Source organism: Arthrobacter sp. P4_F11, from assembly GCF_056401395.1.
This window is the reverse complement of the sequence record NZ_JBFUJK010000012.1, coordinates 89162-110265: the sequence shown is the minus strand read 5'-3', so window position 1 is coordinate 110265 and position 21104 is coordinate 89162. Positions and strand designations below refer to the sequence as shown.

Annotated in this window: 22 protein-coding genes and 1 pseudogene; 6 read left to right on the top strand and 17 right to left on the bottom strand. The window is 63.2% G+C overall.

Translation table 11 applies throughout. The features are described from left to right. Nucleotides 1-100: 100 nt before the first annotated feature. The 6 genes from AC1DRO_RS14325 to AC1DRO_RS14300 all read right to left on the bottom strand — a co-directional run bounded on the left by AC1DRO_RS14325 (nt 101) and on the right by AC1DRO_RS14300 (nt 6918). Nucleotides 101-931, bottom strand: a complete 831-nt coding sequence (locus AC1DRO_RS14325) for an SDR family oxidoreductase (protein WP_476951313.1) — start codon at nt 929-931, stop codon at nt 101-103. Beyond that, complete coding sequence (locus AC1DRO_RS14320; protein WP_476951312.1) at nt 928-2280, bottom strand: MFS transporter; 1353 nt, start codon at nt 2278-2280, stop codon at nt 928-930. The genes AC1DRO_RS14325 and AC1DRO_RS14320 overlap by 4 nt, the downstream gene beginning before the upstream one ends. A gap of 75 nt (nt 2281-2355) precedes the next feature. Next, nucleotides 2356-3357 (bottom strand): alcohol dehydrogenase catalytic domain-containing protein, encoded by a 1002-nt coding sequence (locus AC1DRO_RS14315; protein WP_476951311.1) that lies wholly within the window; start codon nt 3355-3357, stop codon nt 2356-2358. Nucleotides 3358-3608: 251 nt separating this feature from the next. Beyond that, entirely contained in the window at nt 3609-4151 is a 543-nt protein-coding gene (locus AC1DRO_RS14310) for a 2,4'-dihydroxyacetophenone dioxygenase family protein (protein WP_243178529.1), read from the bottom strand. 183 nt (nt 4152-4334) lie between these two features. Then, the gene (locus AC1DRO_RS14305; protein ID WP_476951310.1) at nt 4335-5369 is read right to left on the bottom strand and encodes a LacI family DNA-binding transcriptional regulator; all 1035 of its coding nucleotides are present in this window, start codon (nt 5367-5369) and stop codon (nt 4335-4337) included. Nucleotides 5370-5991: 622 nt separating this feature from the next. Then, on the bottom strand, nt 5992-6918 hold the full coding sequence (locus tag AC1DRO_RS14300; protein WP_243178519.1) for an alpha/beta hydrolase: 927 nt from the start codon (nt 6916-6918) through the stop codon (nt 5992-5994). 86 nt (nt 6919-7004) lie between these two features. On the opposite strand from AC1DRO_RS14300, the gene AC1DRO_RS14295 reads away from it, so the two are divergent. Both AC1DRO_RS14295 and AC1DRO_RS14290 read left to right on the top strand, forming a co-directional pair. Then, nucleotides 7005-7343: an ArsR/SmtB family transcription factor gene (locus AC1DRO_RS14295; RefSeq protein WP_476951309.1), complete on the top strand. Its 339-nt coding sequence runs from the start codon at nt 7005-7007 to the stop codon at nt 7341-7343. A gap of 47 nt (nt 7344-7390) precedes the next feature. Further along, complete coding sequence (locus AC1DRO_RS14290; protein WP_476951308.1) at nt 7391-7720, top strand: hypothetical protein; 330 nt, start codon at nt 7391-7393, stop codon at nt 7718-7720. 1673 nt (nt 7721-9393) lie between these two features. On the opposite strand, the gene bsaP is transcribed toward AC1DRO_RS14290, so the two are convergent. Both bsaP and bioB read right to left on the bottom strand, forming a co-directional pair. Then, nucleotides 9394-9654 carry a biotin synthase auxiliary protein BsaP gene (gene bsaP / locus AC1DRO_RS14285; RefSeq protein WP_084476061.1) on the bottom strand — a complete coding sequence of 87 codons (261 nt, stop codon included), beginning with the start codon at nt 9652-9654 and terminating at the stop codon, nt 9394-9396. Further along, entirely contained in the window at nt 9651-10676 is a 1026-nt protein-coding gene (bioB, locus tag AC1DRO_RS14280) for a biotin synthase BioB (protein ID WP_476951307.1), read from the bottom strand. Before bioB ends, bsaP begins: the two co-directional genes overlap by 4 nt. Before the next feature lie 167 nt (nt 10677-10843). Between bioB and AC1DRO_RS14275 the strand changes: the two are divergent. Further along, nucleotides 10844-11076 (top strand): annotated as a pseudogene (locus AC1DRO_RS14275) (recombinase family protein); the annotation flags it as partial. A gap of 64 nt (nt 11077-11140) precedes the next feature. Further along, nucleotides 11141-11614: a GNAT family N-acetyltransferase gene (locus tag AC1DRO_RS14270; RefSeq protein ID WP_476951306.1), complete on the top strand. Its 474-nt coding sequence runs from the start codon at nt 11141-11143 to the stop codon at nt 11612-11614. 118 nt (nt 11615-11732) lie between these two features. Here AC1DRO_RS14270 and AC1DRO_RS14265 read toward each other — a convergent pair whose 3' ends face one another. Further along, nucleotides 11733-11930, bottom strand: a complete 198-nt coding sequence (locus AC1DRO_RS14265; RefSeq protein WP_084476063.1) for an antibiotic biosynthesis monooxygenase family protein — start codon at nt 11928-11930, stop codon at nt 11733-11735. A gap of 183 nt (nt 11931-12113) precedes the next feature. Continuing rightward, on the bottom strand, nt 12114-12668 hold the full coding sequence (locus AC1DRO_RS14260; protein ID WP_476951305.1) for a CGNR zinc finger domain-containing protein: 555 nt from the start codon (nt 12666-12668) through the stop codon (nt 12114-12116). 97 nt (nt 12669-12765) lie between these two features. On the opposite strand from AC1DRO_RS14260, the gene AC1DRO_RS14255 reads away from it, so the two are divergent. After that, nucleotides 12766-13437, top strand: coding sequence for a LysE family translocator (locus AC1DRO_RS14255; protein ID WP_476951304.1), 672 nt, complete (start codon nt 12766-12768; stop codon nt 13435-13437). Between the two features lie 286 nt (nt 13438-13723). Here AC1DRO_RS14255 and AC1DRO_RS14250 read toward each other — a convergent pair whose 3' ends face one another. Together AC1DRO_RS14250 and AC1DRO_RS14245 are read right to left on the bottom strand one after the other, a co-directional pair. Continuing rightward, nucleotides 13724-14581 (bottom strand): PhzF family phenazine biosynthesis protein, encoded by an 858-nt coding sequence (locus tag AC1DRO_RS14250; RefSeq protein ID WP_476951303.1) that lies wholly within the window; start codon nt 14579-14581, stop codon nt 13724-13726. Nucleotides 14582-14658: 77 nt separating this feature from the next. Continuing rightward, nucleotides 14659-15447, bottom strand: coding sequence for an SDR family NAD(P)-dependent oxidoreductase (locus AC1DRO_RS14245; protein ID WP_476951302.1), 789 nt, complete (start codon nt 15445-15447; stop codon nt 14659-14661). A 103-nt stretch (nt 15448-15550) separates the two neighbouring features. Between AC1DRO_RS14245 and AC1DRO_RS14240 the strand changes: the two genes are divergently transcribed. Continuing rightward, nucleotides 15551-16177: a TetR/AcrR family transcriptional regulator gene (locus tag AC1DRO_RS14240; protein ID WP_476951301.1), complete on the top strand. Its 627-nt coding sequence runs from the start codon at nt 15551-15553 to the stop codon at nt 16175-16177. A gap of 323 nt (nt 16178-16500) precedes the next feature. On the opposite strand, the gene AC1DRO_RS14235 is transcribed toward AC1DRO_RS14240, so the two are convergent. The 5 genes from AC1DRO_RS14235 to AC1DRO_RS14215 all read right to left on the bottom strand — a co-directional run bounded on the left by AC1DRO_RS14235 (nt 16501) and on the right by AC1DRO_RS14215 (nt 21098). Beyond that, nucleotides 16501-16755, bottom strand: a complete 255-nt coding sequence (locus tag AC1DRO_RS14235; protein WP_476951300.1) for a hypothetical protein — start codon at nt 16753-16755, stop codon at nt 16501-16503. Nucleotides 16756-17126: 371 nt separating this feature from the next. Continuing rightward, nucleotides 17127-18620, bottom strand: coding sequence for an FAD-dependent tricarballylate dehydrogenase TcuA (gene tcuA / locus AC1DRO_RS14230; RefSeq protein WP_476951299.1), 1494 nt, complete (start codon nt 18618-18620; stop codon nt 17127-17129). Between the two features lie 93 nt (nt 18621-18713). Next, nucleotides 18714-19577 carry an amino acid ABC transporter permease gene (locus tag AC1DRO_RS14225; protein ID WP_476951298.1) on the bottom strand — a complete coding sequence of 288 codons (864 nt, stop codon included), beginning with the start codon at nt 19575-19577 and terminating at the stop codon, nt 18714-18716. Further along, entirely contained in the window at nt 19574-20218 is a 645-nt protein-coding gene (locus tag AC1DRO_RS14220) for an amino acid ABC transporter permease (protein ID WP_476951297.1), read from the bottom strand. Before AC1DRO_RS14220 ends, AC1DRO_RS14225 begins: the two co-directional genes overlap by 4 nt. A 10-nt stretch (nt 20219-20228) precedes the next feature. Further along, nucleotides 20229-21098, bottom strand: a complete 870-nt coding sequence (locus tag AC1DRO_RS14215) for a glutamate ABC transporter substrate-binding protein (protein ID WP_476951296.1) — start codon at nt 21096-21098, stop codon at nt 20229-20231. Between the last annotated feature and the right edge of the window lie 6 nt (nt 21099-21104).

Genomic DNA, 21104 nt, shown 5'->3' with positions numbered 1-21104 from the left:
CCCCGGCACAAAAGCTGGCCCATCTGAAGGCCTGTCAGCGGGCCTGGTCGGAGGGTCGAATCGAGCCGGCGGTCCCGTGGTGGACAGCTTGGCGGCAGACTTAGCGGGAGAGCCATCCCCCGTCGACGTTAATGACGGTTCCCGATAGATAGGTGGAGGCCGCGGACGCGAGGTAGACCGCGGCGCCGCCGATTTCGTCGGGTTGTCCCCAGCGGCCTATAGGCATGCGGCTGCGCATGGCTTGGTACCTTGCGGGGTCTTCGCGGTGGGCTGCGGTGAGCTCCGTTTCCATGTATCCGGGCGCTATACCGTTGACTCTGATTCCATGGGGGGCCCACTCGTTGGCGAGGGCACGGGTCACTCCCAGGAGTCCGTGTTTGGATGCCGCGTAGGAGGGTACTTCGAGGCCTCCTTGGAAGGCATTGATGGAGAGGATGTTGATGATGCTGCCAGGCCGGTCCTCGTCGATCAGGGAGCGGGTGAACGCTTGGGAGAGCACGAAAGGTGTAGTCAGGTTCAAACCGATCACGGATTCCCAGTCTTCGAGGGTTGTCGTGAGCGCAGGTCCGCGCCGGATCAGCCCGGCGTTGTTGACGAGAATGTCGGGCCCTCTTCCGGTTTCCTTGGCCCAGGTGATGATTTCGGCGGCCTGGTCCTGCGAGAGATTGGCCAGGTTTTGCGACCGGATCCGGCACTTGACGCCCTGCGCTTCCAGTTCGTCCTTGAAGTCGTTCAGAGGCGAGAGGTCCAGCGCTATGACTTCTGCTCCGGCAAGTCCCAGGGCAGTGGCGACCGCACGGCCCAGTCCTCTGCCGGCGCCCGTGACGAGTGCGGTTTTGTTGTGTAGGGAGAAGGGGTTCGTCGCGAGGGGCTGTCCGGCCGCAGGGGTTGCGGTGTTTCCCGCTGCTGAACCGGGTCCGGCGGGATTCATTTCGTGGTCTCCGGTTCGAGTACGCGGTCGTGCCGCAGTGATGATTTGGCGGTTTCCTTTGCCACAAGTGCTGCAATAAAGGTGATCGTTGCCGCTATACCGAGGTAGATGCTGACACCGAGGGTGTTTCTCTGGTCCACGCTGCCGAGAATGGCGATGGAGATGAGGGGTGCCAGCCCGCCGGCGAAAACCGAAGCCAGCTGGTAGCCGAGGGAGGCGCCGCTGTAGCGGACGCTGGTGCCGAACAGTTCAGAGAAGAACGCTGCCTGGGGAGCGTACATGAACGTGGTGCAGACGAGGCCGACGACGATGGCAAGGATAATAAGTCCGTCGTTACGGGTGTCGATGAGCGGGAAAAAGACGAAGCCCCAAATACCCGTGCCTGCCGCTCCGGCCAGGTAAAGGGGCCGGCGGCCCACGCGGTCGGAGAAGGATCCGATGATCGGAGTAAGCACGAACTGGGCCACAGAGCCGATCAGCACGCCGGCGATAGCAACGTCCTTGCGCATTCCCAGATACGTGACCATGTAGGTGATGACGACAATGCTGAAAATGTAGTAGGCGATGTTTTCGGCCAAACGCATGCCCATGGCAATGGCAACCTCACGAGGGTATTTGCGCAGGACCTCGAAGATCGGGGCCTTGGACTTCTCGCGCATGGATGCGGCCTTCTTGGCTTCGGCAAAGACGGGCGACTCCTCGATACTCAGGCGAACCCAGAGCCCGACAAGCACCAGCAGGGCGCTCAGGAGGAAGGGGACGCGCCAGCCCCACGCCAAGAAATCGCTGTCTGACTGCACTGCGGCCAGCACCCACAGCACGACTGCGGCCATCAGGTTGCCCAGCGGTACGCCGGCCTGGACCCAGGAGGACCAGAATCCGCGGTGCCGGTCGTCTCCGTGTTCGGCCGCCATGAGAACAGCGCCGCCCCATTCACCGCCCACTGCGAAGCCTTGGAGCAACCGGCAGAAGACGAGAAGCATTGGAGCGGCAACTCCGATCATGGCGTAGGTGGGCAGCAGGCCGATGGCGAAAGTGGCCGCCCCCATGAGCACCAGGCTGATGACGAGCATCTTCTTGCGGCTTACACGATCTCCGAAGTGACCGAAGATGATGCCGCCCAGGGGCCGGGCGACGAAGCCGACAGCATAGGTGCCGAAGGCCAGCAGCACTCCGGTTGCCGGGTCCTGGCTGGGAAAAAATACCGCTCCGAAGACCAGCGCTGCGGCTGATCCGTAGAGGAAGAAGTCATACCATTCGATGGCCGTGCCGATAAGGCTGGCAAATACGACCTTGTGGATGGGTGTCCGTGCGGCGGTGACGGACGTCTGGGTGTGTGCGTTAACCATGGGGGTCTCCGTTGGATGTGTCACGATGCTTGATGATGGCGTCTGGTTTGGGGTCAGCGTTGACCTGCAGGCGCTTTAGGGAAGGAGCACGACCTTGACTGCTTCGGCGTCGGCCGCGGCTTGGAGTGCGCGAGTGCCTTCGGTCAGCGGGAATGTGGTCACCAGTGACGCCCACATGTCAGGCGCTGCCTCCAGCGCTGTCAGCGCGTTGCGGTAGTCGAGGGCGACTGAGCCGTAGCTCCCGATGAGTTGGATCTCGTTTCTGGCCAGCACATTGATGTCTACGGCCGGGATCGACGGGAACAGGCCGGCGACGACGATGGTTCCGCCCGGGCCGATATTTGCCACCGCAGATGACAATGCCTGGGCCGCGCCCGATGCTTCCAGCCACCCGTGCAGCCCTGCCGGGGTCACGTCCTCTGCCTGGATGGTTTCCAGACCAAGTAGCCGGGCCAGGGGCAGGCGATGCTCTTCGTCGCGTGCTGCGCCGAGGAGCGTAACCCGATGCCCGCGCTGGTTAAGGAGCAACGCGGCCATGAGGCCGATCGGCCCGGGACCGCTGACGATGACACGGGCCTGGGCCGGTATCGATTGCTCCAGGCGTGTCACCGCGCGCAGGGCCACGGACAGCGGCTCCGTGAGGGCGAGAACCGCAGCGGGCAGGTCATTGTTCACCGGCACGGCGCGGTATTCAGGGATGGAGAAGAGATCTGCGGCGGCTCCGTCAAAGGAGAGCCCCAGCACGGTTCGGTCCAGGCAAAGTTGACGAGTACCTCGACGGCACAGATCGCAGGATCCGCAGCCATCGATGGCAATGGGCACAATGCGTTGACCGATCCATTGGCTGTCCGTTCCCGCTCCGGTACCTACAACGACGCCGACCGCTTCATGACCCAGTGTCACCGGGCAATGGACCCATTCGTAACCCGTGTCCTGACGCCATGCATGCACATCGCTGCCGCAGAGGCCGCAGGCCAGTGTCTGGACCAGGAGCTCTCCGGGAGCCGGGTCGGGCTTGGGATGCTCCTGCACCCGCACGTCTTTCGGTGAGGTGCTTTGTTTTCTAAGGGCTTTCACGGTCAGCCCTGTACGAATTTGTTCATCGGTTCTTCTCCTTCGAAGTTCCGCAGTCAGTGGTAGCGGCTGGTCCGTCGGCGCCCGACAGCGCCGGGGCAGGTTGACAGCCTCATTGGTGTATCCGGATGCCGCCCGGCGCCGCTCCTGGCTGCAGTGGTCGCAGGAGCAGCACCGGACTCGGCCCCGGGTTGCGGCCGGTCAGTGTCGACTCCGGGGAATCGCGGTCCGGCCCCGAAGGGAGAGGAGGCCTCTTAGCGGATGAATTGATCGACGTAGTCGGCGCCAAGGCCTACTGCTTCGTAATGTGCCCTCGCCAGGGCAATCTTGGTGAAGACATCCTCAATGCCCGTCGGGTTGCCGTCGGGATCCACGTAGATGTAGGTGCCGGTGACGTGGAACAGCGTGGCCATTTCCTCCACCCCGTCAGGGACGACGAGCGTGTGGATATCGCCCGGTGTTTCGAAGGCGTACGTGCCTTCTTCGGCCCACCACTCGTGCTCCAGGTAGTGCCAGCGGCCCTTAAGGGTGACCGCGTGAACCGGCCCGGCGTGCCTGTGCCGGGAAAGGATCCCGGATTTGCGCACGCGCAGGATGTTCACGAAATATCCCTGGCTCGCCGACAGAATCAGCGGGCGGAAGGACACGTCCTTGGACTGGGGCACCCACAGGCGCTCGTCCGCGTCCAGGTCGAGAGCGCCGGGCACGATGACGTCATCGATGATGCCATAGGGCTGCTCGCCGCGGTAAGGAACGGCAGCCTCATCCATGGTTGCTTCAGCAGCATTCGCAGTCATTCTTCTCCTTCGAAGTTTAGGAACCGATGTGGATGTCACATCACTTGTGGAACTGAATCGATTAAGTTCGAACGTGGCCAAAACCAGGTTCCTGAATCGATTAAGTTAAGTATTCATGCCGTCGGTCCGGTGCGCAAGAGCTTTGGAGGATTTTTTGTTGTCCGGGTCACATTCGGGGGTGGCTTAGCCCGTTGTCTCCCTGACTTGAAGGACGTGGGGGAGCACTATGCGCTCGCGGGGCCCGTCATATCCCTGGATTCTGCGCAGCAGCAGTTCGAAGCCGCGCCGTCCCATCATTTCGCGGGGAACCGTCACTGTGGTCAGCTGCAGCGGGCCGGCGCTGGAGAAGCTCATGTCGTCGAATCCGGCGACCGCCAAATCCTCAGGCACCCGGAGCCCCCGTTCCCGGCAGACGTCGAGGACGCCCACCGCGATCATGTCGTTGCCGCACAACACGGCCTCAACCTGCTGCCCGGCGCTCAAGAGCGTCCGGGCCCGGGCGGCCCCGGATTCCCGGGTCAGCGCACCCCAAAGCCCGTCCTCGTTCACAACGGTCGCGCCCTCCATTGCCAGGCCTTCCCGGAAGCCCCGCTCACGGTCTCGGGAAACACTGGACGCGCCGGCGCCGCCGAGCACCGCGACCCTTTTTCGACCTGTCCCCGCCACATGTTGTGCCAGCTCCCGGGCCGCAGCCAGATTGTCGACTACCACCGAATCGGCAGCAGCTCCCTCGAGCACTCGGTGCAACTGTACGAAGGGAACACCGCGTCGGGTGAGGCTTTCAAGCAAGTCGCGGTCCTGATCGGCTACAGAAGTGAAGAGCAGGCCGGCCGAATTCCGGTCAAGCTGTGCCATTGCCGCTTCGGTCTGTCGCTCCCCATTAATGCCGACGTTGGAGACGAATACCTCGAAGCCCTCCAGAGTGGCCGCGGCGATCACTCCGCTGGCAAGATCAGGGTAAAACGGGTTTGCTATGTCGGCGAAAAGCAGGCCGACGGCATCTGTCCGCCCGCGGCGCAATTGCTGGGCTACCTTGTTGGGGCGGTACCCCAGGTCTTCCGCAGCAGCGAGGACACGATCACGTAAATCCTCACTAACCCCGGGCCGCCCGCTCATTGCATAGGACACTGCCGCGGATGAAACACCCACCCGCTGTGCAACGTCGCGGATGGTGACTCGCACACTCTTATCTGGGCCTGAACGCTCTTCCGTCACCATAAACGACAGCTTATCCGTTTAAGAAGATTCGAGCGTCGCGCTTTCTCCTTCGGCCGCGCTTAGCCATTTAGCCGTCTCTCATGAGGTGAGCGCCGATGCGGCTTTCCTCTCCACGGAAGCCGGCCACCTGCTAGCCCGTTGCCGAGTTAGGACTCCGCGTACAGCAACTCGTCGGCTGCCATCTCATCAAAGAATCCCCCTGCGGCAAGCCCTGGGCGCGGACCTCCTGGGCGACCGGTGGGCCCACAAACTCAGCCGCACCCTGGCGGCGGCGAGCACTCACTCGAGGAAGACGGCGGACTCTCGTGTCGCTGGCGGACGTGTTTCGTTTAATCCAAAGGACGCCTCTGCCGGCTCGCGGAAGTGGGGCTGGAGGTAACCGCTAGGACTTACTTTCGGGCTTCCTCCGACCCTCCGGATGGAAGCAGCAGGGGCTGGAAGGCCAGTAGTTGGTCAATCTTGGAGGCGTGGACATCGTGCTGCTATCCATTACTGCATGGGCAGGTGGGGCTCGTCGTCGCTCACGACGTCGAACACGTCAGCCCGACCCTTTATTGGATCGGGCTGACGATCTGGGGTTGCTCATCTTGCAGGGCGCCTCAACGGCGCCCGGTTGATGTCCCTACCGGGCGGGCAGCGCCTCGAGCAGGAACCGGGCCGCGTCGTCGAGGGCCTTGCGCCCCTCGGGGAGCCGGTCTTGGTGCATGTGCCAGACGTGGAACATCTCGGGCCAGACGTCCAGGCTCACTCGCACGCGATTCTCGGCCAGGTGCCCGGCGAGCCGGACTGCGTCGCTGAGCATGAGTTCATTCTCCCCGATTGTGACCAGGATCGGGGGCAGTCCGCGGACGTCGGCGAAGACCGGGGATGCGTCCGGGTCATTCGGCAGTGCCCCGCCTAGGAAGCTGCGTGCCAGCAGGTCCAGGACGGCCTTGCTGTTCAGCGGGTCGAGGCCTTCCCGGTTGGTCATCGACGCGCCTGTGTGCTCCAGGTTCGCCCAGGGTGACAGGGCAACCCCGGCTGCCGGCAGCGGCAACCCCAGATTGCGAGCCTTGATCATCACCGTGACTGTCATGGCGCCGCCGGCCGAATCACCTGCGACCATCAGACGCTTCGGGTCCTGACCCTGCTCCAGCAGCCAACGGTATGCGTCGACGGTGTCGTTGATCGGCGTGGGGAAGGGGTGTTCCGGAGCCAGCCGGTAGTGCGGCAGGAACACCCGGGCGTTTAGTCGGACTGCAAAGTTTCCGGCGAGGCCGTGGTAGCCCGCCGGGCTGCCGACGATGTAAGCACCGCCGTGGATGTAGAAAAGGGCCCGGTTGTCCTCCACGGTCTCGGGCGTCACCACGATCCCTGGGATCCCTCCCATGTCCACCTCTTCGATGGTGACCCCTTCCGGGGTGGGATGGGCGGCCAGCATCTCGTCGTATGCGGTGCGCAGTTCATCGAGGGTCGTGTCCGACGGTTCTCCGCGGAGCAGTGGGGGAAGGGCGGCCAGGCTGGAGCTCCAGTTGTGAACAGCGGTGGAAACTTCAGTGGTGATAGGCATGTTCGTTCCTTTCGAGGGGGTTGGTTTAAGTTTTAGCACGTTCATCGGGAAATTGCGATATGACGATTTTGAGGTAGCCTTATGGAGTGCCTACAGATGAGAACCCCGGAACCCAGCTCCAGCAGGATGAGCTGCTTGCAGCACTGCGCGCGCTCTCCAACCCACACCGCCTGGCGATCCTGCAGTGGCTCCGCGACCCCGTGAAGAATTTCGAAGAACAGAAAGTCGACGCCACACGCTACGGGGTGTGCGTCTCAAGCATCAGGAAGCGTTGCGAGGTCTCCCAGTCCACCGCCTCGCAGTTCATGGCTACCCTCGCAGACGCCGACCTCGTGCAGACCACCCGCATTGGACAGTGGACGTACTTCGCCCGCAACGAGGCGGGCATCGACCGGTTCCGGTCCTCCGTGGCCACGTCCCTCTAAGCCTTCCCAACCTCCTGTCGCGGGAAAAGTGAGTGAAGGCAAGAAGCTTGCCCGGCATCCCAGCCCAGGAATCCGGCATCGCGTCAGCGCAACTGAACTCCGCCCAGCAGATCGGCGTCGCCCTTGGCGTTGCAGTGCTCACCACAATCTCCGTAAGCATCACCGAATACAGGCTCCCCGACGCACTGACAGCGCTGTACACCTCACGCGCCTCTAGAGACGCTGCAGCAAACGCAACAGCCAGCGCTGCACTCACGAGTGGCTACACGACGGCGCTTTTCTTCGCGGCCATCCTTCTCGCGGCATCGGCGCTTATCACCGCGCTGATCATCAACGCCGGCCGCCAAAAGGAAACCACCCAAGCGGCCACTCCCTAGGCAAGCCCTAAAAGCAAACAGCCAGCTACGCAAACCTCCACCGGCGGGATGCGCAAGGAATAGGGCACGGCAGGGATCGGTATCACAAACGATCGATTACTGAGACCGTCGGGCGGTTTTCGGGGCGGGTCAGGACTGTCGAGGTAATGAGACGCGGCAAATTGTCCTCGCGGGAACGTTGCGGGTCTCCTTTCGCCGACGTAGCCTCGGCCAGGTGAACGGCGAAGGAAAGCCCATGTCGGCGTCGAACGGCCGAGCGAAGAGAAGCAGGGGCGCGGCTTTCCTGCCGATCGGATCGTTTTCGTTGCCGTTGCGATCGCAATGATATTTCTGGGAACCACGGCCTGGATGGCGTTCTTCACGATGGGCATCACGTTCCTCATCCTCGGGATGCAGAAGCCCGCAGACAACGATGAGCGTCCACCCAGCGAGTCTTCACGAGGCTGACCGCGACCGCATCATCGCGCTGAATACTTTTGTGTCCCTGTTTCTGGGGAAGGGACGGGGTCAGGCGGCCCGTGAACGCCGCCTCGGACCGCAGGCTCCCGGCACATAAGAAAGCCCCTCGACGGAGGGGCTTTCGCGGATGAAGCAGTGGGTTGGTGGTGTTGGTCAGCGGTGATGTGCGCCCCCTTCCCGGACTTCGTGTCCGTCTGACTGCATTCGATACCGAAAGACTTTAATAGCTGATCCGCGGATCGTCCAGCCGCAATGCGGCGTGTCATCCCGCACACGGGATCGCCGCCCAGCTTCGGTGCCCCCGGGCAGGAACCCTGCGCACCGGTGGTTCCGCAGCGGCCAGTGCCTGCCCAACGGTTCTTCGGGAGACCCGGTACTCCCGGACAAGGCAGCGGATGGATAAGCCCTTAACCCCGGCATCCCGGCGGATCCTCGCGAATAGCTCCACTCTCGACTCCATCACTGCCTTCCACCGTTGGGAAAAACTCTGATGGAATCAACCGTGGGGTGGGCGCAACTGAAACTGCGATTCATCAACCGGCGAGCCGCGAAGTGGGCCCAACTCAGACTGCAAAACCGATCCCCACTCAAACTGCCATAATCACCGCCGTCTAAGCAGCCCGGCTGGTGCCGAACCGGGAAAAGAGAAGGTGTGCACAATGTGCACACCCGCGGCTTCGGATCGGGTCGTATATCGGCCGGACTGGGCCGGATTGCGGAGGATTTCGGGGGAGTGGCGGAAATTCAAGTGCCGGAACCCGGTTCGAGTCCCACCTCGGGCACAGCAACCCCCTCGTCAGAGGGGTTTTTGCTTTAACGTGTGTACGTCGACCGGAGTGGGTCCCTCTGACGCTTGTCGCGGCTGGTGCCTGGCCGCCGCGGTGACCTGTTCGGTTATTTGGGTTGGGGGTTCAGAGCCCTGGCTGGTCAGTCCTACGCCTGCTGGGAAGTGGGGTCATCCGGGTCTCTTTTCTGGCTGGTTGTGCTGGGCGTGGTTGGTCCTGCACCTATTCATGTCGCGCGGTCCTGCTGACGACATGACCTGCAGGGATTTCTTGAAGATTTTTTCTCCGGACGCCTTGTTTACCGGCGGCGTGGGGGAGAGCTGGCCGCCTCGACCTCCCACAACGGAAGATCCGGGGACGCCGGGGCATAAGGGTGCCACAGGCATGCGCGATCCCGCCGGATCAGGCCCATCTGCGCCGAACCCTGCGTCATCGGACCAGAACCCCGTGGCGGGAGCACTCCGCGCTCCAGCCCGTCGGTGTGACCTGGACTTTCATCCGCCGCCCGCAGGCGGCGCAATAACGCGGGGGTTCCAGTACCAGGAGTTCCCGGCAGGGAAGGTGAGGGTCCGACGGCGGCCGGGAGCCGCCGTCGTCCGGCTCGCCGCAGTGGCCGCAAAAGTTAGGGGTGGAGTCGGTGGTTGAGCTCGCTGCATCGCCGGTGGTTGAGCTCGTCGAAGCCCGGTTCATAGTGTCTTCTGGAGTTCCTTGATGGGCATGTTCAGCTCGACCAGCAGGTTCAGGTCAGCGTCCGCCGGACGGCCCAAGGTGGTGAGGTAGTTGCCGACGATGACGGCGTTGATGCCGCCCATGAGGCCTTCGCGGGTGCCGAGGTCCCCGAGGGTCAGTTCCCGGCCGCCGGCGTAGCGCAGCACGGTGCGGGGCATCGCCAGGCGGAACGCGGCGATCGCCCGGAGGGCGTCCTTGCCGTCCATGATGCCCTGGTTTTCCAGCGGTGTCCCGGGCCGGGGGTTCAGGAAGTTCAGCGGGACCTCATGCGGTTCCAGGGCTGCCAGCTGGGCGGCGAGTTCTGCGCGCTGCTCGATGGATTCGCCCATACCAATGAGGGCACCGCAGCACAGTTCCATCCCGGCGGCCTTGACCATGTTGCAGGTCTCAAGCCGTTCTTCGTAGCTGTGGGTGGTGACTACCTCGGGGAAGTAGCTGCGTGCGGTTTCGAGGTTGTGGTTGTAGCGGTGCACGCCCCATTCTTTGAGCTGGTCGACCTGGCGCTGAGTGAGCATGCCCAGCGAGCAGGCGATGTTGATCTCCACTTCTTCGTTGATGCGGTCGATTGCGAATTTGATCTGGTTCATCAGTTTGATGTCGGGTCCGCGGACCGCCGCCACGATGCAGAACTCAGTGGCTCCGGTGGTGGCCGTTTCCTTGGCCGCCTTGACCAGTTCCGGGATGTCCAGCCACACGCCGCGTACGGGGGAGTCGAACAGGCCGGACTGGCTGCAGAAGTGGCAGTCCTCGGGACAGCCGCCGGTCTTGATGGAGACGATGCCCTCAACCTCCACGTCCTCGCCGCAATGCCTGAGCCTGACCTCATGGGCCAGCTGCAGCGCCGCCGGAAGGGCAACATCGGGCAGTCGCAAAACCTCCACCAGCTGCTCCTGCGTCAGCCCGCGTCCTTCCTCGAGGACCTGCCGGCGGGCGGTTTCGAGAGTCTCATACCCGGTGGTCGCCGGATCTTCCTGCATCGTCATTGATAGTCCTTTGCGCTGATTAGCTGCGGATATTCCTCCAAGCAGACGCTAGTTTTCCAATGGCGGCAGGATTTTGTCGGGTGTCTACAAGCAGGCGGCTGCCGGATTGGTCCCGATCGTATATTTCATAAGTCGGCGTGCACCCGTGGGTTTGTTCCGACCCCAGACAGCTTGAGGAGCTCTTGCGCTTCATTCGTGACGGTGACACCCTGGGCGTGCACAGCATGGACCGGCTCGCCCGGAACCTGGACGACCTGCGGTCCCTGGTGCAGAAGCTCACCCGGAAGGGTGTCAGGATCGAGTTTCTCAAGGAAAACCTGACTTTCACGGGGGAGGATTCGCCCCTGGCAAACCTGATGCTTTCGGCGTCGTGGGAGCCTTCGCCGAATTGGAACGTGCCCACAGCTACCGGGGCGGGATCCTGCGGGATTTCGTCGTCGAGTAGTTTCAGCTTCAATGAGTACATGCCGCCCGTCTGGTCTTTGCGCCCAAGCCTTCCCTCTGACGCTTCATGGATTGCCGAGCTCCGCGCTCAAGTCATGCGTCCCGATCTCGAGCGGCTCGGACGCTGGGATCCGGTGCACGTCAGAGAGCGCTTCGTCACGGGTTTTCACCCAGCGCACACGTTTGTTATCGAAGTTGAGGCCTCCGCGGTGGGTGTCATTGCTGTCCGCCCCGAATCGGATGAGAAATGGATTGAACACTTCTATCTAGCTCCGGAGTACCAAGGGCAGGGTCTGGGGGGCGCTGTGCTGCGCCATGTATTGATGGCGCAGCACGATCATCGGCCTTTCCGGCTAAATGTCCTCCAAGGCAGCCCGGCGAGACGTCTCTACGAACGCAACGGATTCGTCCACGAGCACGAGGATTCGATCGATGTCTTCCTCGTCGCCGAAACGGACCAGAAGTTTGTACCCGGGACAACCTGTTCCCTCTGAACGTTCGCCAAAGGCGACAGTAGCTGCGAGGCTCCCGGGTCCTGCTGGTAATCGTAAATCGCGACTTGGATGGCCGACTTGGAAGAAAGGGCGGACGGCCTTTGGCCACGGTTCGACCTCATAGAAGTCGTGCAGTAGGGCGCGGCAATCCGTCAACGAGTAGCAAATAGGTGCTCGGCGACTCGACCGAACGCGAGAACGAAAAATTCCGGAAGCCAGCCATCGAAGCGGTGATGGACCGCGCCTCGCTAAACGCCAGCTCGAAGGCATGTTCTTGACCGGGGCTGACAGGCAAAAGCGCGTGTTCGGTAATCACTGGGCGAGTCTCCGACACAGGAACCCCAGGCGCGCCTGCCCGTGCTCCGCAGGATTCCGAAACGGAACGGGAAGCCGGTATTTCTGCTGCGCTTCACCCGCCAGTGAAGTTAACGGTCACGCCACCATTTGTAGGGGACTTGGCTCGGCGGGGAGCGGCCCAACGGCGGCGTGGGGGACCGTCTTACAGCGCGTTGCGGTCTTGTTTCGCGCGGGCGCGGTGATTGCGGACGGTGTCACGGTTTGCGCAGCGCACGGAGCAGTAGCGCTGGCGACCGTTGCGCGTGACATCGACCACGACCGCCCTGCAGGGATCACCCGATGACATCCCGGCGGCGCACCGGCTGAGCCTATGTGCGCCGCGAGTGCTCAGGTGCAGTGCAGTTCCGACACTGATCACGGCGAGCAATACCTGTGGAAGAGCCTGGTCGAGGTCGCGGTAGTGAAGATGCCATCCTTCACCGTCGTGATCGGTGAGGCGCGGATAGGCGGCGGCAGCAGCCATCTGGGCGTTCAACAGAGCAGCCCTGTTCCGTGGATCGCGTTCATCGACGACTGAGAGCCACGCGTCAAGGACGGCGCGGGTTTGCTCATGATCGTCTCCGGCGGAGAGCCTGTAGTCCATCGTCATACCGAACTCCCGAGTCCGCTGCACGAGGCCGTCCCTATCGGCTGGCCAATCGTTGGCCAACGAGGCGGCAAGGAGTACCGCGTATTCACCGTAAGGGTTGAGATGCATAAGGGTATTACATCATTGTTGGGGTCATGATGATTTTTCCTTGGGCTGCCGATTCGCAGACGCGATATATGTATCCAGCGGGCAGGACGGTGCGCTCGTGATCGCGGCCACGGACCTCGGATCAGGGGTTTCGATGGCCGCGGCAAGCGGGATGGCTCTAACGGCACTGGGCATGGTGCTCACGCCGGGTCCGAACATGGTCTACCTGGTTTCGCGCAGTGTGAGTCAAGGGCCAGTGGCTGGAATGATTTCGCTCGCAGGTACCTGTGCTGGCTTCCTCGTCTACATGACGATGGCGAACCTCGGGCTCGCGTTGGTGTTCGTAGCGGTGCCGTGGCTCTACGCCGGAATGAAAGCCGCGGGAGTCCTCTACTTGGCCTACCTCGCGTGGCAGGCACTCAAGCCCGGCGGTCGCGGCGTCTTCGACGTTCGCGCCCTCTCTCGCGATTCGGCACGCAAGCTCTTCCGCATGGGCCTCCTCACGAACCTTCTGAACCCAAAAACAGCCGTGATGTACCTTGCGCTCATTCCGCAGTTCATCGATACGGGCCGTGGAGGAACAACTGTCCAGGGCTTTTCCCTCGGAGCGATCCAGATCGCGGTGAGCATACTCGTGAACGCACTGATCGTCCTCGGTGCCGGGTCGATCTCTGCATTCCTCTCCGGCCGGCCGAACTGGACGAAGTGGCAGCGGCGCGTCACCGGTTCGGCGCTCGGCCTGGTAGCGGTCCTCCTCGCGCGGGAAGTACCAGAAAAAGCAGGCGTATAGCGATTCTGAGGATGAGAGCTGGCCGGGACCGCGTGCCACACCGCCCCGGCGCGGCCGGCCTTAGCGTGTGCCCCGCCTATGGGGCTGTAGCCCTAGGCATCCGGATATTCGACCGGAGAATCCCGGCATGACTGACCGCTGCGCCCTCCGCCCACGAAATCACGCAGCATCCGAAGGTACTGTCGGCTGGTTACGAATGCCTAACCTCTCTGTCCCTGAAAGCGTCCGCTCAGGATTCCCCAAACGCGACAGCAGCACCGCACCGCGGTATGGAGTCCCGCACGGCTCAAGCGATTTCGACGGCTTCTCCGTGCACGATGATCCCGCCGGACGGAGGCATGTCGACGGTGAGCACGCTCGGGCGGCCGACATGGCTTCCCTGGCGCACCACCACGCGGCTTGGCGCTTCCACGAGTGAGAGCAGGCGCAGGTATCCGCCGAAGGCAGCGGCAGCCGAGCCGGTCGCCGGATCTTCGGTGATGGTGCCCACCGGGAAGATGTTGCGCGAGTCGAATTCGTCCGGCCCCATCCCGTAGAGCGTCGTGACGGTGCCGGCCCAGTTCTGGGCATCCATCAGAGTGCGCATGGGATCGGGGTCGAAAACGAACGAGTCAAAAGTCTTTCGTTCCGCGAAGACGAGAATGGGGTGCCAGTTTCCGGCAAAAGCGATCATCGGAGGGTACCCGGGGTGCAGCTCGTCCCGGTCCACGCCGAGCAACCCGAGCAGAGTGCTCAGGACGCCATCGGGGAACTCGGCCACTCGCGGCTCCACGCTCGTGAAGCTTGCCGTCACCGCTGCGACCTGGCCCGCAGTCTCGATAACGACGGGCCCCACCGGGGTCTCGAAAACAAAGGTCCCCGCGCCATCTCGCCCTGACAGCGCGACGGCCAAAGCAATTGTGGCATGGCCGCAAAACGGCACCTCGGCGATCGGGGAGAAGTACCGAACACGGTTCCGGCGGGGGTCTCCGTCAACCGTCGCCTCGGTGATAAAGACCGTTTCCGCATACCCGACGTCGGCCGCGATGGCCTGCATCCGGGCGTCGTCGAGGCGGGTTGCGTCCAGGACTACTCCCGCTGGATTTCCGCCGTCGGGGGTGGTGGTAAAGGCGGCGTAACGAAGTACGTCGGGTGTCTGATTCATTGCTACATCCTCGGTGGGTTGTGAAGATACGGGCGTGGCGAAGACCAACAGGGCGAAGCGAAATGCGGCTAGTAGCACTAGTCCCGTACGGCTCTGCCGGCCATGGCGAGGGAGATGTTTCGGGGGAGGCGCTGGGCGATGCCGGCCAGCAGGCGATTTCCCAAGCCTGAGACGACGCTTACGGGTGTAGTGCGGCGATCGAGAGCGCGCAGGGCAGTGTCGATGACCTCGCTGGCGCCCTGCAGCCGGCCGACCGCTGCGGCCTGGCTCCCGAGTACATCGAAGAACTCGGTGCGGGTAGCCCCCGGGCAGAGCGCGAGCACGCGAAGGCCGGATTCCTTCGTCTCATGTGCCACGGCTTCGGTGAAGCTCAGGACGAATGCCTTGGTTGCTCCGTAAACCGCCATCCCAGGTACCGGCTGAAAAGCTGCGGTACTGGCCACGTTGATGAGTGCGCCCCTCCCGGCGGCGAGCATCTCGGGAAGGAATGCCCGCGTGGTCTCAACGAGAGAGGCCACGTTGAGGGAGATCTCCGAGGCGATGACCGCGGGGTCTTCCTTGACCAAAGGGCCGCTCGTGGCGAAGCCCGCGTTGTTGATCAGGGTGTCGATGCGGATGGCCCGGCCGGCGAGCTCCTCGCGGAGTTCCGCTCCGGCTCCCGCACGGCTTAGGTCCTTCGAGAGCGTAGTCACTGAAATGCCGCCCGAGTCGCGCAGCTTCCGGGCGAGATCCTCAAGCCTGTCGGTCCGCCGTGCGACCAGCACAAGGTTGGCCCCGCGCGCTGCAAATCGTGCGGCAAACTCCGCGCCGAGCCCGGAGCTCGCTCCAGTGATGAGTGCCGTGGTTCCGCTGTAGCTCATGGTCATGTCGAATCCATTCCGTGTGGCGGCCACTCTATGTAGCCAATGCCTACATAGTAGACAGTGGCACCATTGTAGTCAATGACTACTTTGCGGCTATACTGATCACATGACCGATCAGCCCTACCATCACGGCAAGCTCCGCGAGGCGTTGCTCGCCCGTGCAAGGGAAGTCATCGAAGAAGCAGGAGTCGAGGGACTTTCCCTACGGCAGCTCGCGCGTGACCTGGGTGTGAGCCACGCGGCACCCGGCAAGCATTTCCGTGACAAGCAGGCGCTTCTCGATGCCCTCGCCCTTGACGGTTTCCGCAGCATGAATGCGAGGATCACAGGAGCGTCCGAAGCCGCCGGAGACCATCGGTCACGCTTTGTCCGGATCGCCAGGGCCTATGTGGACTTCGCGGTCGCCCATCCGGTCCTGTTGGCCGTGATGCACTCCACCAAGCACCATCCTGATGCCAGCGATGAACTGCGCAGCATCGGTGAAGACGGCATAACGGTCGCCAGGGCGATCATCGCTGAAGCCCAGGAGGCCGGGGAGCTCGCGCCAGGGGACCGCGAGTTGCTCGCTCTCGTCTGCTTCGTGAGCCTGCACGGAGCCGCTGTGCTGGCGGCGGGCAACCTCTTGGATGGAACTTCTATCGGCGCCCTGACGGTTGCCACAACAGACCTGTTGTGGGCGGGAATGGTCGCAGGTATTCCCGCACCCCAGGGAGCCTCGGGAATCGGCCCATGAGCCGCTCTCTTAGATGAACTCGGCGTCATAAACCCCCCGTTGAGCCCGAACCAGCCGTCAGGCATCCTTCGTTCAACGCAACGGATTCGAAAACAACGCTTATTGACGTTCTCCAGAAGGCCTCCCTGTGCGTTGAGGTTTGTCGGCCTGCGGTCCAGCGGGGCACCAGCAGTCGCGGCACGGAATGTCAGAAGTCCTCTGCACTCTGAACTGGTCATCGTGACGTTAGCCGAATGTCTGGTGGCCGGGTTCCATGATCCGGTTCAGCTGTTGTCGGGCCGCGCGTTGCAGCACCAGCACGGTCCTGGGATGAAGCTGTTCCGTCAGTTGGCTGCGCTGCGGTGGCTTCGGTAGATTCTTAGCCCGTCACTCTGGAGAAAGATGGCGCGTTCGTTGCCGCCCGCCAGATGGAGCCAAAGCACGCTGGCGTCAGCTGCCAGCATGTCGATGCGCCCGGTAGCGATGACTTCCCCGTGTTGGTGGATTTGCACGTAGTCTGCCCGTGAGAGCTTGGACCAGTTGGCAATGGGGGCGGGTTTCCGGTTTTCTGTATGAGATCCGGACGATCGGGGCGTCATGGCTTGTCCTTGGGTTGGGGCGACTGCGGTGTCGGAATCGTTTGAGCGTCGGGGGAGGTGGCAGGGCGGCGTTTCCGCCACCCTGCCTCCTCCTTATGGGCTCTCTTCCCACGCCCGACTATCGGGCTGCCTGTTGCGATGGAGTGCGGGAAGAGCGCCCATCTGTGCCGGGCATTGGGCCGGCAGTCGGTGGTGATGGTCCGCTCGGGAGACCCGTTTTGGTCCGGAACATCAGGGCAAATCTCCCGGGGAGCTTTCGCCGTCAAGAGCTGGCTCTCCCTCAGTCCCCGTCACTGCGACGAGCGTCGGAGCGAGTGAGGCCGGCGGTGGCCAGCCCGGGTTTTTGAGGAGAAGTGCAGTGGATCCGTGCCCTACGCCAGGACGCCCGCCCGCCGCCCAAAGACGCACCCGGCAGCAAGTCCGGTGCCTCCCGGGTAGTTGACGCTGAATAGTCCGCCGAGCATTTCACCTGCCACGAACAGGCCTTCGATGTGCTTGCCCTCTGCGTCCAGGACGCGGCCGTGGGTGTCGGATTTGATGCCACCGAAGGTGAACGTGATTCCGCAGGTGACGCCGTAGGCGTAGAAGGGGCCGGTTTCGATCGGGGCGGCCCAGTTGCTCTTGACCGGTTCGGTTGCGGCCTTCCGGCCATCCTTAACGTTGGGGTCGAACGGGGTGGAGCGCTCGATCGAGCTGTTGAAGTCCGTCACGGTTTTGGACAAGCTTTCCGGGTCTATGCCGATTTTGACGGCCAGGTCCTCGAGGGTGTCGGCGACCTCGACAGAGATGCCGGGCATCTCGTATTCTTCGCTGCGCAGCATGGGCCGAAGGCCGGCGTCGAAGATCTGGTACGCAACCGAGCCGGGCTGCTTGAGGATTTCCTTGCCGTACTTGGCGTAGGTGTAGTTCCGGAAGTCGGCACCTTCGTCCAGGAAACGCTTGCCGTCGGTGTTGACGATGATTCCAAACGGGTAGCTTTGCCGGGTGAGGCGGTTGGTGAGTTCGCGGTTGCTTTCGTTGGTGGCGGTAAAGGCATCCCACTGGACGCTGTGGCAGCTGCCCCAGTCTCCGCCCTTGGTGGCGCCGATCTCCAACGCTGCGGCGATCATGTCGCCGGTGTTATAGGGAGTGCCGCGTACCTTCGCGTTTTCCCAGCCTTCGCCCAAGTACTCCCGCCGCCGCTTCGGGTCCGCCTCGAAGCCTCCGGCGGCGAGGATCACGGATTCTGCCCTCAGGCGCAGCTCCCCTTCAGCGGTGTTGACGACGACGCCGGCTACACGGCCGTTCTCAACGATCAGGCTTTGTGCCGCGTGGCCGTACCTGATTTCGATGCCCAGCTCTGCAGCGACCCGGGTGTGGTCTTCGATCAGGCCTTCGCCGCCGCCCACGTTTCCCACGTGCAGGCCGCCCCAGAAGAGGTAGGACCCGTCGGCACGCTCGAAGGCCTGACGCTCGTACATCAGGCGGTACTTCAGGCCCAGGCTGTTGAGCCACCGAAGGGTGGACTGGCTCTCGGCAATGAGGACTTCCGTCAGTGCCGGGTCGTTCCGGCCTTCGGTGACCTTTTCCAGGTCAGACGCGTATTCCTCAGCGCTGTAGGGCGGAACGACGGTCCGGCTGTGCCGTTCGTCCGGTTCCACGAGCCCCTGGAGGTCATCCAGGCCGTTGTGGACGATGCGGGTGGCGCCGGCGGTGTAGAAGCTGTTGCCGCCGGCCATGTCTTTAGTGCCCTTTTCGAGCAGGATGACTTTTCGTCCGCGGACGGCAGCGGCGTGGGCCGCCGTGAATCCGGCATTTCCGCCGCCAACGACGATCACGTCGGCCTTGGTGAGGTTTCCCGCTGCAGGTTCGTTCTGATCAGCCATTGTTTTCCGTCTCCTTCATGTTGAATTCATAAGTATTCGACTGTATACACAGTCGCACAGGGGTGATTTGGGGGTAGAGGCGGCCCGGGGGTGTTAGCGGTGGGCCGGCACGGGGGCTGGCTCTGCCGCTGTCACGGGGAGCGGTTCCTGGGCGGCGAGGCGGTTTTGGCGGCGCTCCAGGGCCACGGCGAGGGCGCCGAGGGCGATGTTGACGACCAGGAATCCCAGCGCGGCAACAAACTGGGCCTGCAGCAGGGACCGGGTGTAGTACTGGCCGATGACGGTGGCGGACCTCAGCAGTTCCATGTAGCCGCCGAGCACAAAGGCCAGTGCTGTTCCCTTGAAGAGGATGATGAGCTGGCTCACGAGGGCAGGACTCATGGACCGCAGGGCCTGCGGGAGCAGGACCAGGCGCAGCGTCCCGACGTGGGAGAAACCCAGTGCGAGGGAGGCCTCGGCCTGACCGGGCGGCAGCGCGAGGATCCCGGAGCGCAGCAGGTCACCGATGACGGCCCCGCTGTACAGGGTCAGCGCGATGACCAGGAACCAGAAGTCCCCGAGTTTGAGGCCGTAGTTGGGCAGCACCAGGGACGTGAAGTAGAGCAGCAGGAGCAGGGGGATGCTGCTGAAGACGTCCGTGTAGACCCGGCAGGTCCGGCGCAGAGGTGCGTGTGTGGAGACGAGTCCGAAGGCCAGGAGGCATCCGGTGATCATGGACAGCACCATGCCGACGGCTGCGGCCGCAATGTTGTTCCACAGCCCCTGGCCGAGAAGCGCCCAGAGTCCGGGCTCGGCGAACGGGGCCCACGCCGCGGCGCTCAGCTCGCCTTTGTCGTAGAGGACGCGGAAGGCCAGATAGGCGCCGGCGATCACGATGAGGGCCGTGAGGATTTCCAGGAGCAGGTGGTGGCGTTTGGCGCGCGGACCGGCCGGGTCAAAAAGCGATACGGTACTCATCGGCTGAACGCCACCTTCTGATCGACTGCGGATACGAGCCGGCCGATGACCAGCCCGATGGCGAGGTAGCAGAGGGCGGCCCCGCCGAAGATAATGAATGGTTGTGCCTCATCCACCGCGATCTTGTCCGAAAGGAACGTCAGTTCGGATACCCCCACCAGGGCAGCGACCGAGGTGTTCTTGACCATGGTGATGAAGACGTTGCCAAGCGGTCTGGTCACCGTGGCGAAGGCCTGCGGGAGGACGATGAGCTTCAATGAGGCCATCGGCCCGAAGCCCAGGGCGCGTCCGGCTTCCAGCTCGCCGCGGTCCACGGTGTTCAGGCCCGCGCGCAGGGTTTCGGCAACGAACGGCGCGGTGTAGAGCACCAGGACGATGGCGGCCGAGGCGTAGAGCGAGAACTGGATGCCCAGGACCGGCAGTCCGAAGACAAACAGCACCATCTGCACGGGAAGCGGCACGTTCCGGAAAATCAGCACGTAGGCCGAGGAAACAGCCCGGGCCGTCCTGATGGGGCTGGTCCGCAGTGCGGCGAGCAGTGTCCCCAGGAGCACCGAACCGGCGGCACCCAGGAGAACGAGTCCCAGAGTCACCATCACGCCCTGGCCGAAAGCGCCGAGGTGATTGAGAAGGAATGACATCAGCGGATCCCTACAGCGTTACTTTGGGCGGGGTAACGTCGCCGGGCTTGACCTGGCCGATCGTGGCGTCGTAGGCCTTCTTCCAGTCCCCGTCCGCGATGGCCTTGGTCAGGAGCTGATCGAGGTAGTCATGAAATGCTGCATCGTCCTTGGCCACGCCGATGGCAAATTCCTCGGCGTCGGCCAAATGGCCGTCCGCAATGCGGTAGGCATCCGGATTCTGGGACTGGACACCGAGCAGGATCGCCTCGGTCGTGGTCACCGCGTCGACTCTCTTATCCTTCAGTGCCTGCGCGCATTCACTGTAGGTGCTGAACAGGACCACGTTGGCCGCGGGCACGGCCGCACCGATGAGCTGGGCCGCGCGGGCCCCGGTGGTGGAACACACGGTCTTTCCGACCAGGTCCTCGGGTTTGTTCACTGAGCTGTCGTCCTTGCGTACCAGCAGGGCCACGTTGCTCTCAAGGTAGGGTCCGGCGAAACTGACGACTTTCTTCCGTTCGTCCGTCACTGCATAGGAGGCGATCACGGCGTCGACCTTGTTCTGCTGCAGGAACGCCTCACGGTTTTTGGTGACCGCCTCAACGAACTCGACATTCTCCGCACTGCCGGTAAGGTCCCTGGCCAGGATTCTGGCCATCTCAATGTCCAGGCCTTCCATCTTGCCGGTGATCGGATTCTTCACGCCAAAGAGCGGCTGGTCGAATTTGACCCCGACGATCACTTTGCCGCGTTTCTGGATCTTGTCCATCGTGCTGTTGGCCGGGAAGCTCCGGGCCGGTTGGGTCTCGGCGGCCGGGGTGCTGCCGCCGCAGGCTGTGGTGCCCAGGACCAATGCGCCGGCGATGGCCAGGGCCGGCAGGAAGTGCTCGCGTTTCATGGTGAC

Bases quoted from the DNA above. Each gene is read 5' to 3' on its own strand.
- AC1DRO_RS14325 (WP_476951313.1), bottom strand. From the start codon at position 931: ATGAATCCCGCCGGACCCGGTTCAGCAGCGGGAAACACCGCAACCCCT.
- AC1DRO_RS14320 (WP_476951312.1), bottom strand. From the start codon at position 2,280: ATGGTTAACGCACACACCCAGACGTCCGTCACCGCCGCACGGACACCC.
- AC1DRO_RS14310 (WP_243178529.1), bottom strand. From the start codon at position 4,151: ATGACTGCGAATGCTGCTGAAGCAACCATGGATGAGGCTGCCGTTCCT.
- AC1DRO_RS14305 (WP_476951310.1), bottom strand. From the start codon at position 5,369: ATGGTGACGGAAGAGCGTTCAGGCCCAGATAAGAGTGTGCGAGTCACC.
- AC1DRO_RS14300 (WP_243178519.1), bottom strand. From the start codon at position 6,918: ATGCCTATCACCACTGAAGTTTCCACCGCTGTTCACAACTGGAGCTCC.
- bsaP (WP_084476061.1), bottom strand. From the start codon at position 9,654: ATGAACCGGGCTTCGACGAGCTCAACCACCGGCGATGCAGCGAGCTCA.
- bioB (WP_476951307.1), bottom strand. From the start codon at position 10,676: ATGACGATGCAGGAAGATCCGGCGACCACCGGGTATGAGACTCTCGAA.
- AC1DRO_RS14270 (WP_476951306.1), top strand. From the start codon at position 11,141: ATGCCGCCCGTCTGGTCTTTGCGCCCAAGCCTTCCCTCTGACGCTTCA.
- AC1DRO_RS14260 (WP_476951305.1), bottom strand. From the start codon at position 12,668: ATGCATCTCAACCCTTACGGTGAATACGCGGTACTCCTTGCCGCCTCG.
- AC1DRO_RS14250 (WP_476951303.1), bottom strand. From the start codon at position 14,581: ATGAATCAGACACCCGACGTACTTCGTTACGCCGCCTTTACCACCACC.
- AC1DRO_RS14245 (WP_476951302.1), bottom strand. From the start codon at position 15,447: ATGACCATGAGCTACAGCGGAACCACGGCACTCATCACTGGAGCGAGC.
- AC1DRO_RS14240 (WP_476951301.1), top strand. From the start codon at position 15,551: ATGACCGATCAGCCCTACCATCACGGCAAGCTCCGCGAGGCGTTGCTC.
- AC1DRO_RS14235 (WP_476951300.1), bottom strand. From the start codon at position 16,755: ATGACGCCCCGATCGTCCGGATCTCATACAGAAAACCGGAAACCCGCC.
- tcuA (WP_476951299.1), bottom strand. From the start codon at position 18,620: ATGGCTGATCAGAACGAACCTGCAGCGGGAAACCTCACCAAGGCCGAC.
- AC1DRO_RS14225 (WP_476951298.1), bottom strand. From the start codon at position 19,577: ATGAGTACCGTATCGCTTTTTGACCCGGCCGGTCCGCGCGCCAAACGC.
- AC1DRO_RS14220 (WP_476951297.1), bottom strand. From the start codon at position 20,218: ATGTCATTCCTTCTCAATCACCTCGGCGCTTTCGGCCAGGGCGTGATG.
- AC1DRO_RS14215 (WP_476951296.1), bottom strand. From the start codon at position 21,098: ATGAAACGCGAGCACTTCCTGCCGGCCCTGGCCATCGCCGGCGCATTG.